This is a genomic window from Mesorhizobium sp. SEMIA396, assembly GCF_024518615.1.
Classification (GTDB): Bacteria; Pseudomonadota; Alphaproteobacteria; order Rhizobiales; family Rhizobiaceae; genus Mesorhizobium.
This window is the reverse complement of the sequence record NZ_JANIFC010000009.1, coordinates 223,848-237,987: the sequence shown is the minus strand read 5'-3', so window position 1 is coordinate 237,987 and position 14,140 is coordinate 223,848. Positions and strand designations below refer to the sequence as shown.

Genomic DNA, 14,140 nt, shown 5'->3' with positions numbered 1-14,140 from the left:
TCTTTGGTGTCGAGCCTGGCGCGTGGCGCGCCGGAGCAAACAGAGGGTGGTGTGGATGTACGGAAAACAGAAGATCTCGGTGGCGGCGGTGGCCCTGCTTGCAGCCAGCACGCTGGGTGCTGCTGCGAATGAGAAAGTCACCTTCGGCACCAACTGGTTGGCCCAGCCGGAGCATGGTGGATATTATCAGTCCGTGGCGGACGGCACCTACGCCGCCTGCGGCCTCGACGTCACCATCATGCAGGGCGGTCCGCAGGTCAGCGGCCGACCGCTGCTGCTGGCCGGCAAGATCGATTTCTACATGGGCGGCAATCTGCTGTCGGCTTTCGATGCCGTCCAGCAAGGCATTCCCATGCGCGTGGTGGCGGCGGACTTCCAGAAGGACCCGCAGGTCATCATGTCCCACCCCGGCGAAGGGCTCGACAAATGGGAGGACCTGAAGAACGCCGACCAGTACATATTGGGCGACGAGGGCGTGCAGACCTTCTTCCAGTGGATGGTCATCGAACTCGGCTTCGACGCTTCCAAGCGCGCGCCCTACACCTACAACACCGCTCCCTTCCTCGCCAACAAGAAGTCGATCCAGCAGGGCTACGTCACCTCGGAGCCGTTCGCGGTCAAGAAGGAAGGCGGCTTCGTGCCGAACCAGTTCCTGCTCGCCGACTATGGCTGGGACACCTATTCGACGACGATCGAGGTGATGCAGGATACGATCGACAAGAAGCCGGAGGTGGTCCAGTGCTTCGTCGATGGCTCGGCCAAGGGCTGGTACAAATATCTGTACGGCGACAACAAGGCCGCCAACGACATGATCAAGAAAGACAATCCCGATATGAGCGACGAGCAGATCGCGTTCTCGATCGAGCAGATGAAGAAGTTCGGCCTTGCCGATTCCGGCGACACCGAAAAGCTCGGCATCGGCGCCATGACCGACGAGCGGATCAAGAATTTCTACGACAAGATGGTCAAGGCCAAGGTCACGCCAGCCGGCATCGACATCAAGAAGGCCTACACGCTGACCTTCATCAACAAAGGCGTCGGGCTCGAGCTGAAGAAATAGGCCGGTCCCGGTATGATAAGGGAAAAGGTGGCGCAAGCGCCGGCTGCATCGGGTGCGGCCCCGACGCTTCTGGCGCTGCGTGGCGTCGGCAAGGTTTTCTCCAACGGCGTGACGGCGCTCAACGATGTCGACCTGACCATCAGGGAAGGCGATTTCCTCAGCCTGCTCGGGCCGTCGGGTTGCGGCAAGTCGACGGCGCTGCGGCTGATCGCCGGCCTGTCGACGCCGACCTCCGGCGTGCTCGACTGGCGCGGCGGCGGCTCAGCTGACCGCTCGAACATCGGCTTCGTCTTTCAGGAGCCGACGCTGCTGCCCTGGGCCAACATCTTCGACAATGTCTGGCTGCCGCTGCGGCTGAAAGGTATTTCCCGTGCCAAGGCGGCACCTGCGGTGACGGAAATGCTGGCGCGGGTTCACCTGACCGGTTTCGAAGACGCGGTGCCGCGCGAACTGTCCGGCGGCATGAAGATGCGCGTCTCGATCGCACGCGCCATGGTGACCAAACCGCGCGTGCTGCTGATGGACGAACCGTTCGCGGCACTCGACGAGATCACCCGCTTCAAGCTCAACAATGATCTCCTGGAACTGTGGCAGGACGAACGCTTCACCGTCGTCTTCGTCACCCACAGCGTCTTTGAAAGCGTGTTCCTGTCCAACCGCGTCGTTGTCATGGCGGCGCGGCCGGGCCGGGTGTTCGACGAACTTGCCATCGAGGCCTCCTATCCGCGCGATGAGGCGTTTCGCACCTCGCCCGACTATGCGGCACTGTGCCGTCAGGCTTCCGATGTGCTGGTCAAGGCCATCAATTCAACAGCAGGCGCGCATCATGACGGCCATTGACGAGCGGGCGCTCGAACTCGACCCCGAGGAGGCGCGCCGCGTGCGCCAGGCGCGGTTCGAGCGGATCGGCCGATGGGTGCTGCCGCTGGCGATCATGATCCTGGCGATCTGGCTGTGGGATCGCATCTGCGTCTGGAATGAGATTCCGCAATACATCCTGCCACGCCCGGGCGTGGTTCTGTGGACACTCTACAACGATGCCGGCTTGCTGTTTTCCTCGCTGCTGGTGACCTTGCGCATCACCTTCCTCAGCCTGGCTCTGGCGGTCATCGGCGGGGTCGGGCTGGCGGTGCTGTTCGCACAATCGAAATGGGTGGAGATGTCGTTCTTCCCCTTCGCCATCGTGCTGCAGGTGACGCCGATCGTGGCGATCTTTCCGCTGATCAACATCTATGTGAACGACCAGACGACCAAGCTTCTGCTGTGCGCCTGGATCGTCGCCTTCTTTCCGATCCTGTCCAACACCACGCTTGGCCTCAACTCCGTCGACCGCAATCTGCGCGACATGTTCAAGCTCAACGGCGCGACGCGCTGGCAGCAACTGCGCTATCTCAGGCTGCCGGCCGCGATGCCCTATTTCCTCGGTGGGCTGAAGATCGCCGGAGGCCTGTCGCTGATCGGCGCGGTGGTGGCGGAGTTCGTCGCCGGCACCACCGGCCAGTCGTCCGGCCTTGCCTCGCGCATCATCGAGGCCGGCTACCGGCTCAACGCGCCGCGGCTGTTCGCGGCGCTGTTCCTGATCTCGCTGACCGGCATTTTGATCTTCCTCGTGCTGTCGCTGATTTCGCATCTCATTTTGCGGCGCTGGCACGAAAGCGCGCTGAAGCAGGAGCGCTAGGATGACTGAAAGGTTGGCGCGAAGCGCCCCCCTCTGTCCTGCCGGACATCTCCCCCTCAAGGGGGGAGATTGGCTGTTGTCACGACCTTCGCCAATCTCCAACGTTGAAAAAAAAGATCCGGCGCGGACGCTGCCAATCTCCCCCCTTGAGGGGGAGATGTCCGGCAGGACAGAGGGGGGCAACGCTTGATACCAACCTTCGGCTCTTACCATCTCGCCAATGTTCGCCTTCATCGCTCACTGGCACCAGGCCTTTCCGCGCCCTTCGATGCTGACGGCTTCGGGCTTGCCGACATCGCTGTGGCCGACGGGAAGATTTCCAGCATCACCGCGCATGGCCGATCCGCCGATGCGATTGACCTCGCCGGCCGTATAATCCTCCCATGCTTCGTCGACTGCCACACGCATATCGACAAAGGCCATATCTGGCCGCGGAAACCAAATCCCGATGGCACCTTCATGGGCGCGCTGAATGCCGCCGGAGCCGATCGCGTGGCACGCTGGAGCGCCGAGGATTTGGCGCGGCGGATGGATTTTTCACTGCGCTGCGCCTACGCCCATGGCACCCGGGCGCTGCGCACCCACATCGACAGCGTCGCGCCGCAGGAGGAGATCTCCTGGCCAGTGTTCGAGACGATGCGCGAGGCATGGTGCGGCCGTATCGAATTGCAGGGCGCCTGTTTGCTCGGCATCGAAGGCGTGCGCGACAAAAAGTGGTTCGACAGACTGGCAAAAAGGGTTGCCGCGGCAAAGGGCGTGCTCGGTGTCGTCACCTATATGGTGCCGGACCTCGAAGAACTGCTCGACCATGTCTTCGCGCAAGCGATCAAGCATGGCCTCGATCTCGATTTCCATGCCGACGAGACCGATGATATCTCCGCCATATCGTTGAAGAAGATCGCCGAGGCCGCTCTCTGGAACGGTTTCGAAGGAAAGATCCTCGTCGGCCATTGCTGCTCGCTCGCGCGCCAGCCGGACCTCGATGTGCTCGATACGCTGGACAAAGTGGCGAAGGCCGGGCTCGCCGTCGTCTCGCTGCCGATGTGCAATCTCTATCTGCAGGACCGGCGCGGCGACCAAACCACGCCGCGCTGGCGCGGTGTGACGCTGCTGCACGAGATGAAGGCGAGGGGCATTCCGGTGGCAGTCGCTTCCGACAACACGCGTGATCCCTTCTACGCCTATGGCGATCTCGACATGCTGGAGGTCTACCGCATGGCGACGCGCATCCTGCATTTGGACCATCCGGTCGCCGACTGGCCGCAAGCGGTCACCGCGACGCCGGCCAAGGTGATGCGGCTTGATGGCTTCGGCACGCTTGCCGCCGGCGGCGATGCCGATTTCATCCTGTTCAAAGGCCGAAGCTGGACGGAATTGCTCTCGCGACCCGAATCGGATCGCATCGTGGTGCGCGGCGGCAAGGCGATCGACCGGCAATTGCCCGACTATGCCGAACTCGACGAACTGATGGTGGGATAATGGACGTTTCGGCGCTCAAACGCGATCTCGAAGGCCTGAAGGTCGACGACAATCCGGCCATCGTCCAGCAGAAGAGCCGCGATTTCTACTGGTACAGCCCGGTGTTGAAGCAGCAGTTGGACCATGTCACCGGCGACCTGATCGTGACGCCGAAGAACGAGGCCGAACTGATCCGCGTGCTTGCCGCCTGTCACCGCCATGGCGTGCCGGTGACGCCGCGCGGCAGCGGCACCGGCAATTACGGCCAGGCGATGCCGCTCTCCGGCGGCGTCGTGCTCAACCTTGCCGAGATGAACGAGATCAAGTCGATCGCGCCAGGTCGCGTGGTGACCGGGCCGGGGGCCATCCTGGCCGATATCGACAAGGCAACGCGGGCGCATTCCGGGCAGGAACTGCGGCTGTCGCCGTCCACCTACAACACCGCTTCGATCGGCGGCTTCATCGCCGGCGGTTCGGGCGGCGTCGGTTCGATCAATTTCGGCGGCCTGCGCGATTTCGGCAATGTGCTGCGCCTGCGTGTGGTGACGATGGAGGCCGAACCGAAAGCGCTCGAACTCACCGGCGAGGATCTGCACAAGGTCACCCACGCCTATGGCACCAACGGCATCATATCGGAGGTCGAGATGCCGCTGACCGCGGCCTATGAATGGATCGATGTCATCGTTGGCTTCGACGCTTTCATGGATGTCGCCCGGTATGGCAATGCGCTGGCATGTCAGGACGGTATCCTGACCAAGCTGATCACGCCGATAGCCGCACCCGTGCCGCAACTCTATTTCAAGCGGCACCAGAAGTTCCTCCGGGAAGGGCAAAGCATCTGCGTCGTCATGGTGGCGCGGCACGGGCTGGACGCTTTCCTTGCCTTCACCCGCCGTGCCGGTGGCGAGGTGATCTACAATGCGGCCACGGCGACGCCGGACGAGAAAAAGGGCCTGCCGCCGGCCTATGAATTGGCCTGGAACCACACCACGCTGAGGGCGCTGCGCGTCGATCCTTCGATTACCTATCTGCAGTCGCTCTATCCCTTTCCCAACCAGCTGGCGCTGGTCGAGAAGATGGATGCGATGTTTCCCGGCGAGGTGTTCTCGCATCTGGAGTTCGTACGGCTGGACGGCAACATCACCTGCTTCGGCCTGCCGCTGGTCAAGTTCACCACCGAGGCGCGGCTCGACGAGATCGTGCGTCTGCATGAAGCGAATGGCTGCCCGATCTTCAACCCGCATCGCTACACGCTGGAAGAGGGCGGCATGAAGCAGACCGACGCGGTGCAGCTTGCCTTCAAGCGCGAAACCGATCCGCAAGGCCTGCTCAACCCCGGCAAGATGATCGCCTGGGAGAACCCGGACTATGACTACCGGTCGGGCCGGACATTCCTTTTCAAGGGGCTGCAGAGGGCAAGCTGATGACCAGCGTGTGGCGCTGCACCCCCCTCTGGCCTGCCGGCCATCTCCCCCTCAAGGGGGGAGATCAGACTGCCGCGCTGCTTTCGCTAACCATCAACGTCGCAGATAGGCAGCAACGCGGAAACCGCCAATCTTCCCCCTTGAGGGGGAGATGCCCGGCAGGGCAGAGGGGGGTGCCTCGCGCTGACCTGCAGGATGTCCTCCGATGAACATCCTCGTCCTTTACGCCCATCCGGTCGAGACCAGCTTCAATGCCGGCCTGCACCGCATGATCGTAGAGCGGCTGACAGCGGCGGGCCATGCGGTGGACGACTGCGATCTCTACGCGGAGGATTTCGATCCGCGGATGACGCGCCAGGAAAGACTGGACTACCACAGCCAACGCGGCGCCGCTGACGCTGCCGCGCCTTATGTCGAACGCCTGCTGCGCGCCGATGCGCTGGTGCTTTCCTATCCGGTCTGGAACTATGGCTTTCCAGCGATCCTGAAAGGCTTTTTCGATCGCGTCTTCCTGCCCGGCGTGTCGTTCAAACTGGTCGATGGCAAGGCGCAGCCGTCTCTGCACAACATACGCAAGGTTGCAGCGGTGACCACCTATGGCGGCAGCCGGTTCCGCGCCATGCTGATGGGCGATCCGCCACGCAAGCTGATCAAGCGCATGCTGCGCGCCACCGTAAAACCGGGCGCGCCGGTGAGCTATCTCGCGTACTACGCGATGAACCTGTCTACCGACCAAACGCGCAAGGCCTTCATGACCAAGGTCGCGGCCAGCATGGATGCCTTCTGATGCGCGCGCTGGTGGTTTACTGCCATCCGGTGCCCGAGAGCTTTTGCGCGGCCATCCGCGACACCGCCGTGGACGTGCTGACGCGACGAGGCTGGGAGGTGCGGCTGCTCGACCTCTATGCGGAGAAATTCGACCCGGTGATGGGCTGCGATGAGCGGCGCTCCTACAATGACCAGGCGCCGCAGGACCCGGCACTGAAGCCGCACTTCGAACTGCTCAACTGGGCCGAGGCGATCCTGTTCGTCTATCCGACATGGTGGTACGGGCTGCCAGCGATGCTGAAGGGCTGGCTCGACCGGGTGTGGGCGACGGACGTCGCCTTCAAGCTGCCGGCCGGCAAGGGACGGATCAAGTCGCTGATGACGCATGTGACCAAGGTCGGCGTCATCACAACCTGCGGCGCGCCGACCTGGTGGAGCGTCGTCGTCGGCCAGCCGGGACGCAAGACCCTGCTGCGCGGCATGCGGGCGCTGTGCGCGACGCGCTGCCGGACGTTTTTCCTGGCGCACTATCTGATGGATGCCTCGACGCCGGCAACGCGGGCGGCGTTTCTGGCGAAGGTGCGGGCGAAGTTGGAGCGGTTTTGAGGGAATTGGCGTCCTTCTCCCCGCTCCACGGGGAGAAGATGCCTGCAGGCAGATGAGGGGCAGCACGAACATTGCAGAGGTTGGCGCCGCCCCTCATCCGGCCCTTCGGGCCACCTTCTCCCCGTAAACGGGGCGAAGGAAGAGGGGTGCTACATCCTTGTCCGTTCTGACTTCGGATCATACATCGGCTTCAGCGACGCTTCCGCCGCAAAGCGCTCGCCGGCGATCTCGATCTCGTAGGTTGAGGCCAGCACATCCGCCTCGCTCTCGCCCTTGCAAGGCACATAGCCCAGCCCAACGGCGCCGCCGAGATGATGGCCGTAATTGCCTGAAGTGATCGGGCCGACGATCTTGCCGTCGCGCAGGATCGCCTCGTTGTGGAAGAGCAGGGGCTCTGGATCCTTCAGACGGAACTGAACGAGCCGGCGTGACAGGCCGGCTTCCTTCTTGCGCAGCACGGCTTCGCGGCCGATGAAGTCGCCCTTGGCGGTCTTCACCGCGAAGCCAAGGCCGGCTTCCAGCACATTGTCTTCATCGGTGATGTCGTGGCCGAAATGCCTGAAGGCCTTTTCGATGCGGCAGGAATCCAGCGTGTGCAGGCCGCAGAGTTTCAGGCCGACATCCGCACCTGCCTCCTCGATCGCCTCGAAGACATGAGCCGCCTGGTCGGTCGAGACATAGAGTTCCCAGCCGAGTTCGCCGACATAGGTGACGCGATGCGCGCGGGCCAGGCCCATGCCGATCTCGATCTCCTGGAACGTGCCGAACGGATTTTTATCATTGGAAAAATCGTTGGGGCTGACCTTCTGGATCAGCTTTCTCGCGTCCGGGCCCATCAGGCAGAGCACGCTTTCGGCCGCCGTCACGTCGGTGATGACGACGAACTCGTCGGCGACGTGCTTGCGCAACCAAGCCAGGTCGCGCTGCAGCGTGGCGCCGGGGACGACGAGGAAGAAAGCCGTTTCCGACAGCCGCGAGACCGTCAGGTCGCTCTCGATGCCGCCGCGCTGGTTGAGCATCTGGGTGTAGACGATCTTGCCCGGGGCGACGTCCATGTCGTTGGCGCATAGTCTTTGCAGGAAGTGCCGAGCGTCGCGGCCCTCGACACGGATCTTGCCGAACGAGGTCATGTCGAACAGGCCGACGCCATTCCTGACCGCGAGGTGTTCTTCGCGCTGGTTGTCGAACCAGTTCTGGCGCTTCCAGGAATAGCGGTATTCGCGCTCCTGGCCCTCGCGTGCGAACCAATTGGCGCGCTCCCAACCGGCGACTTCGCCGAAAACGGCGCCGCGCGCCTTCAGATGCTCGTGCAGCGGCGAACGCCTGACATTCCTCGAGGTCGCCATCTGGCGGTAGGGGAAATGGTCGGCATAGAGCAGGCCGAGCGTTTCGGAGACGCGCTCCTTGAGGTAGCGGCGGTTCTTCTGGAACGGCTGTGCGCGGCGGATGTCGACTTCCCACAGGTCGAAGGGGGCTTCGCCATCGTTGATCCACTGCGCCAGCGCCATGCCGGCGCCTCCGGATGAGACGATGCCGATCGAATTGTAGCCGGTCGCCATCCAGTAGCCGGCCAGTTCCGGCGCCTCGCCGAGATAGTAGCGGTCGTCGGGCGTAAAACTCTCAGGACCATTGAAGAAGGTGTGGATGCCGGCGGTCGCCAGCATCGGCATGCGGTTGACGCCCATTTCGAGGATCGGCTCGAAATGCTCCATGTCCTCAGGCAGTTGGTCGAAGCAGAAATCCTCGCTTATGCCGTCCATGCCCCACGGCTTGGCCACCGGCTCGAAGGCGCCCAGCATCATCTTGCCGGCGTCTTCCTTGTAGTAGGCGCACTCATCGGGCACGCGCAGCACCGGCAGACGGGTGAGGCCGGGGATCGGTTCGGTGACGAGGTAAAAATGCTCGCAGGCGTGCAGCGGTATGGTGACGCCGTTCTGCGCTCCCAGTTCGCGGGCCCACATGCCGGCGCAGTTGACGACGATGTCGGCCTCGATCGTGCCTTGCTCTTCGCCTTGCGCCCAGGACACGCCGGTGACGCGGCCGGCCTTGCTGTGGACCTTGGTGACCTTGACATTCTCGACGATGGTGGCGCCGCGCTGGCGCGCGCCCTTGGCCAGGGCCATGGCGATATTGGCGGGGTCGCACTGGCCGTCGAGCGGCAGATGCACGGCGCCGACGACATCGGAAACATTGAGATGCGGGTACATCTCGCTGACTTCCCTGGGCGAAATCTCGCGGACATCGACATCGAAGGCACGCGCCAGCGATGCTTGCCTGTAGATCTCGTGCTTGCGCTCCTCGGTCAGCGCCACGGTGATCGAACCGACCTGGCGCATGCCGGTGCCGACCTCGGTCTCGGCTTCCAGCTTGACGTAGAGGTCGGCGGAATATTTCGCCAGCCGCGTCATGTTCTGCGAGCCGCGCAGCTGGCCGATCAGGCCGGCGGCATGCCATGTCGTGCCCGACGTCAGCTGTTTGCGTTCGAGAAGCACGATATCGGTCCAGCCAAGCTTGGCCAGGTGATAGGCGACCGAACAGCCGGAAACGCCGCCGCCGATGATGACCGCCCTTGCTTTGGCGGGAACTGCCTTGGCGGTCATGCTGCCTCGCGACGGTAGCTGGAAGCAAAGCGGCGCAGACGAAGTGCAGCTTCCTGCAGCACCGGTTCGGGCTGGCAGAGACTGATGCGAATGTGGCCGGCGGCCGCCTCGCCGAAGCTGGAGCCGGGCATGACGCCGACCTTTTCCTTGTCGAGCAGGGCCCAGGCGAATTTCTCATCGTCCGGTTCGACGGCCGAGATGTCGAGCATGACATACATGCCGCCCTCCGAACCGCGCACGGTCACGTCGTTCATGCCCCGCACGGCGTCGAGCAAGACGGTGCGGCGTGCCGCGTAACGTTCGGCGATCTCCTTGACGCCGTAACGGTTCTCCAGCGCCTCGGAACAGGCGATCGAGATGAAGGCCGGCAGGCCGTAGGTCGTCACCAGATTGAGATTGATCATGAGCGTGATCATCTCCTCCGGTCCCGTCAGCCAGCCCATGCGCCAGCCGGTCATGCCGTGGCTCTTGGACATCGAATTGATGACCAGCGTGCGCTCGGCCATCCCTGGCAGCGAGCGCGGCGAGACGTGCTCGCCGCCGCCGAGCGTCCAGTAGACTTCGTCCGACAGCAGCCAGAGGTCGTGCTCCCGGCAGACTTCTGCCAGTTGCTCCAGCCGCTCGCGCGAATAGACCGCACCTGTCGGATTGTTCGGCGTGTTGATCAGGATAGCGCGCGTGTTCGGCCGGATTGCCGCGCGGATCATGTCGGCACGTGGCTGGAAGCCATCCTCGGCCGGTGTCTCGACGACGGTGAAGTCAGCGCCTGCGGCGCTGAACGTGTTGGGATAGGTGGCATAATAGGGCGCCACGACGATGGCGTGGTCGCCCTGGTCGAGCACGCCCTGCACGGCCGCATAGAGTGCGGCCTGGCCGCCCGGCGTGGCGATCACCTGATCCGGCGACGTCTCGACGCCGGTGCAGGCGCTCGAGGCCGCCGCCATCGCCTTGCGCAGGCGCGGCAGGCCGGGAAGCGGGGTGTAGTGATGATTGCTGCCGCGAACCGCGGTCACACAGGCTTCGATCGTCTGCGAAGGCGTGTCGAAATCATGGTCGCCGACCGACAGCATGATGATGTCTTCGCCGGCCTCCTTGCGCGTCCAGGCGGCGAAATGGACTTCCCAGCCGTCCTTGCCCGAAGGCACGATGCCGGAAATGCGCGATGATGGTCTAGGCATGCAAAACTCCCGAAATTTCGTAGCCGGCCTGTTCGAGCCGGTCGCGCAGAGCGGCGATGTGCGGTGGTCCGACTTCGCAGCAGCCGCCAACGATGCTTGCCCCAGCCTCGACCCAGCCGATCGCCTGGTCGGCATAGGCATCCGGGCCAAGGTCGTGACGAGCGTGCAGCACATCGACGGTGCCGCCGTGCTTGAGTGCTTCGGTTGACGTGAAGCCATTGGCGTAGGCGCCGACCGGGCCGCCGAGGCCGATCAGTTCAGGCAAAGCCGCGGCGATTGCTTCCGGCCGGCAGCAATTGACCAGCCGCGCGGCGACTGCCAGGCCGTCGAGCGCGCTTGCCGCGGTGGCTATCGCTTCGCCGCTGCGCAGCCGCGGCTTGCCGTGGTCGGCCAGCGTCCACGACACCCATACCGGCTTGCCGCTTTCCGATGCCGCGGTGACCGCCGCGCGGGCTTCGTCCGCCGACGCCATGGTTTCACACAGGAACAGGTCGACGCCATCGGCCTGCTCGGCAACGATGCGGCGGTAAATATCGAGCGTGTCCTCGAAGGAAATGGTCAGTGCCGGTGCATAGCTGCCGAAAAGCGGCGATAGGCAGCCGGCGATGGCTGCATCGCCGGCCTCGTCGCGGGCCTGTCTGGCCAATTCGATGCCGCGCTTCTGCAACGGCTTGAAGAGGTCTTCCGCGCCCTCGCGCGCCAGGCGTTCGGGTGTTGCCGAATAGGTGTTGATGGTGATGACACGGGCGCCGGCACGGATGAATTCCGCGTGCAGGTCGCGCACCAGATCCGGTTCGTCGATCAGCACCCGGGCTGACCATAGCGGCGTCGGCTCGGATTTGCTGCGGCGGACCAGTTCCTGGCCCATGCCGCCATCGGTGAGGATGATTTTCTTCATGCGCGCAGCCTTTCGTTCTTCGGATCCCACAACGGTTCATCCTTCTGCACGATCGCCTGAAAGCGGTCACCGAAGATTTCGACCTCGACTGATGTGCCTGGCTCGGCCAGATCGGCGCGCAGCATGCCGAGCGCGATCGACTTGTCGACCCGGTGGCCCCAACCGCCGGACGTCGTCTCGCCGACGATCTTGCCGTCATGCCAGAGCGTCGACACCGAAGGGGCGTCGCAGTCGCCCGGGTTCTCTATAACCAGCGTGACGAAGCGCTTCTTCACGCCTTGCTGCTTTTCGTTCTGGAGTGCAGCCTTGCCACGGAAATCGGGCTTGTCCCATTTGACGAAGCGCTCCAACCCGCCCTGCAGGATCGAATAGTCGGTCGACAGGTCGCCCTTCCAGGTGCGGTAGCCTTTTTCAAGCCTGAGTGAATCCAACGCATACATGCCGAACGGCTTCAGCCCATGTTGCTGGCCTGCCGCGCAGACGGCGTCGAAGATGGCTGATGTGTCGTCCACCCTGGTGTGGATTTCCCAGCCGAGTTCGCCGGCGAAGGAGACGCGCACGAGTTTGGCCCAGCGACCGGCGATCTTTGTCTCCTGATGCGTCAGCCATGGCAAAGTGAGGTCGGCTTCGCAGACATCGGCGAGGATTTTCCGCGAGTTGGGGCCGGCCAGGATCTGGGTCGAGAATTCCTCGGTCCGGTCGATCAGCCTGAACGGCGCATCCTTGGGCATGCGCGATTTCAGCCATTCGAAATCGTGCCACTGCGCGACCGCCGCGGTGATCAGCGTCATCAGGTTGTCGTCGTGGCGCACCACGGACATTTCGGTGACGATGCGGCCCTTGTCGTCGGCGAAATAGACGAGACCGATGCGGCCTGCCTTCGGCACCAGCCCGGTGACCTGCAGGCTCAGCCATTCGGCGGCACCGGGACCGTCGAGGTTGAAGCGCGAGAAGCCCGGCAGGTCCAAAATGCCGGCGGCATCGCGCACGGCCAGGCACTCCTCGCGCACGCGATGATGCCACGGTCCGTCGCGGCGGAAGGTCAGCGTGGCTTCCTCGGAAATGTCATCGCCGTCTTGTGCGTACCAGGTGGCACGCTCCCAGCCATTATAGGCGTCGAAGCGGCCGCCGAGCGCCTTGATGCGATCATGGATCGGCGACAGCTTGCGGTCGCGGCCTTCCGGCCAGGCATGGCGCGGGAACTGGATGGCATATTCGTTGCCGTAGATCTCCATGCCCTTGGCGACGCAGTAGTCCGGCGCCGAGGCAAAGGAAGTGAAGCGGCGCGGGTCGCACGACCACATGTCCCATTCGGTCCGGCCCTCTGTCACCCATTCGGCCAGCACCTTGCCGGCGCCGCCACCCTGGGCAATGCCGAAGGTGAAGACGCAGGCCTCGAAGGCATTGGGAACCCCGGGCATCGGGCCGATCAGCGGGTTGCCGTCCGGCGTGTAGGGGATCGGCCCGTTGATCACCTTGGACAGGCCGGCGGTGCCAAGGATCGGCACGCGGGCGACGGCATCGGCCAGATAATGTTCCAGCCGGTCGAGGTCGTCGGGGAACAATTGAAAGGAAAAATCCTCCGGCATCGGGTCGTTGTGGCTGGCCCAATGCGCGCGGCAATTGCGCTCATAGGGGCCGAGATTCATCCCGTTCTTCTCCTGGCGCAGATAGTAGGAGGTGTCGACGTCGCGCAGCAGCGGCAGTTTCTTGCCCTGTTCCTTCGACCATGCCGCCAGTTCGGGAATCTCCTCGAACAATATGTACTGATGGCTCATCACCATCATCGGCACGTCGCGGCCGAACATCCGGCCGACTTCGGCGGCGCGGTAGCCGGCGGCATTGACGACGATCTCGCAGCGGATCTCACCTTGCGCCGTCTCGACCACCCACTCGTCGTTCTCGCGGCGCACGCCTGTGACCGGGCAGAAGCGGATGATCTTCGCGCCCATGTCGCGCGCGCCCTTGGCCAGCGCCTGGGTGAGCTGCGCCGGATCGATGTCGCCGTCGCTCGGGTCGTAGAGCGCGCCTTTCAAATCATGCGTCTCGATGAAGGGATAGCGGCGCTGGATCTCGTCGACGCCGACGATGTCGATGTCCATACCCTGGTAGCGGCCCATGCCCTTGGCGCGCTGAAATTCCTGCATGCGCTCTTTCGTGTGGGCAAGGCGCAGCGAGCCGGTGACGTGATAGTTCATGGGATAGTCGACCGCGTCGGCCAGCCCGCGATAAAGCTCGGTCGAATAGCGCTGCATGTTCATCAGCGACCAGGACGAGGAGAAAGTCGGCACGTTGCCGGCGGCATGCCAGGTCGAGCCCGAAGTCAGCTCGTTCTTTTCCAAGAGCACGCAGTCGGTCCAGCCCGCCTTGGCGAGATGGTAGAGCGCGGAAGTGCCGACGGCACCGCCTCCGATGATCACCACGCGCGCCGTGCTCGGCAAACCCGCCATGTTCTTCTCCAAACTTGAAC

Annotated in this window: 11 protein-coding genes; 7 read left to right on the top strand and 4 right to left on the bottom strand. The window is 63.7% G+C overall.

All coding sequences use genetic code 11. The features are described from left to right. Positions 1 to 55: 55 nt before the first annotated feature. From NP503_RS22180 to NP503_RS22150, 7 genes are all read left to right on the top strand, one after another. Positions 56 to 1,060: an ABC transporter substrate-binding protein gene (locus NP503_RS22180; RefSeq protein WP_127272561.1), complete on the top strand. Its 1,005-nt coding sequence runs from the start codon at positions 56 to 58 to the stop codon at positions 1,058 to 1,060. A 12-nt stretch (positions 1,061 to 1,072) separates the two neighbouring features. Next, positions 1,073 to 1,900, top strand: coding sequence for an ABC transporter ATP-binding protein (locus NP503_RS22175; RefSeq protein ID WP_127272562.1), 828 nt, complete (start codon positions 1,073 to 1,075; stop codon positions 1,898 to 1,900). After that, complete coding sequence (locus NP503_RS22170) at positions 1,887 to 2,738, top strand: ABC transporter permease (protein ID WP_127268481.1); 852 nt, start codon at positions 1,887 to 1,889, stop codon at positions 2,736 to 2,738. Before NP503_RS22175 ends, NP503_RS22170 begins: the two co-directional genes overlap by 14 nt. A gap of 186 nt (positions 2,739 to 2,924) precedes the next feature. Next, on the top strand, positions 2,925 to 4,217 hold the full coding sequence (locus NP503_RS22165; protein ID WP_127268480.1) for a cytosine deaminase: 1,293 nt from the start codon (positions 2,925 to 2,927) through the stop codon (positions 4,215 to 4,217). After that, positions 4,217 to 5,620 (top strand): FAD-binding oxidoreductase, encoded by a 1,404-nt coding sequence (locus NP503_RS22160; protein ID WP_127268479.1) that lies wholly within the window; start codon positions 4,217 to 4,219, stop codon positions 5,618 to 5,620. Before NP503_RS22165 ends, NP503_RS22160 begins: the two co-directional genes overlap by 1 nt. 205 nt (positions 5,621 to 5,825) lie before the next feature. After that, the gene (locus NP503_RS22155; RefSeq protein ID WP_127268478.1) at positions 5,826 to 6,407 is read left to right on the top strand and encodes an NAD(P)H-dependent oxidoreductase; all 582 of its coding nucleotides are present in this window, start codon (positions 5,826 to 5,828) and stop codon (positions 6,405 to 6,407) included. Further along, positions 6,407 to 6,994 carry an NAD(P)H-dependent oxidoreductase gene (locus tag NP503_RS22150; RefSeq protein ID WP_127268477.1) on the top strand — a complete coding sequence of 196 codons (588 nt, stop codon included), beginning with the start codon at positions 6,407 to 6,409 and terminating at the stop codon, positions 6,992 to 6,994. The genes NP503_RS22155 and NP503_RS22150 overlap by 1 nt, the downstream gene beginning before the upstream one ends. A gap of 149 nt (positions 6,995 to 7,143) precedes the next feature. On the opposite strand, the gene NP503_RS22145 is transcribed toward NP503_RS22150, so the two are convergent. The 4 genes from NP503_RS22145 to NP503_RS22130 are packed head-to-tail and all read right to left on the bottom strand — an operon-like array spanning position 7,144 to position 14,120. Then, entirely contained in the window at positions 7,144 to 9,594 is a 2,451-nt protein-coding gene (locus NP503_RS22145; protein ID WP_127271776.1) for an FAD-dependent oxidoreductase, read from the bottom strand. After that, positions 9,591 to 10,772 carry a pyridoxal phosphate-dependent aminotransferase gene (locus NP503_RS22140; RefSeq protein ID WP_027034771.1) on the bottom strand — a complete coding sequence of 394 codons (1,182 nt, stop codon included), beginning with the start codon at positions 10,770 to 10,772 and terminating at the stop codon, positions 9,591 to 9,593. Before NP503_RS22140 ends, NP503_RS22145 begins: the two co-directional genes overlap by 4 nt. Next, positions 10,765 to 11,670: a homocysteine S-methyltransferase family protein gene (locus tag NP503_RS22135; protein WP_127269321.1), complete on the bottom strand. Its 906-nt coding sequence runs from the start codon at positions 11,668 to 11,670 to the stop codon at positions 10,765 to 10,767. Before NP503_RS22135 ends, NP503_RS22140 begins: the two co-directional genes overlap by 8 nt. Further along, positions 11,667 to 14,120: an FAD-dependent oxidoreductase gene (locus NP503_RS22130; protein ID WP_127269322.1), complete on the bottom strand. Its 2,454-nt coding sequence runs from the start codon at positions 14,118 to 14,120 to the stop codon at positions 11,667 to 11,669. The genes NP503_RS22135 and NP503_RS22130 overlap by 4 nt, the downstream gene beginning before the upstream one ends. Positions 14,121 to 14,140 lie beyond the last annotated feature (20 nt).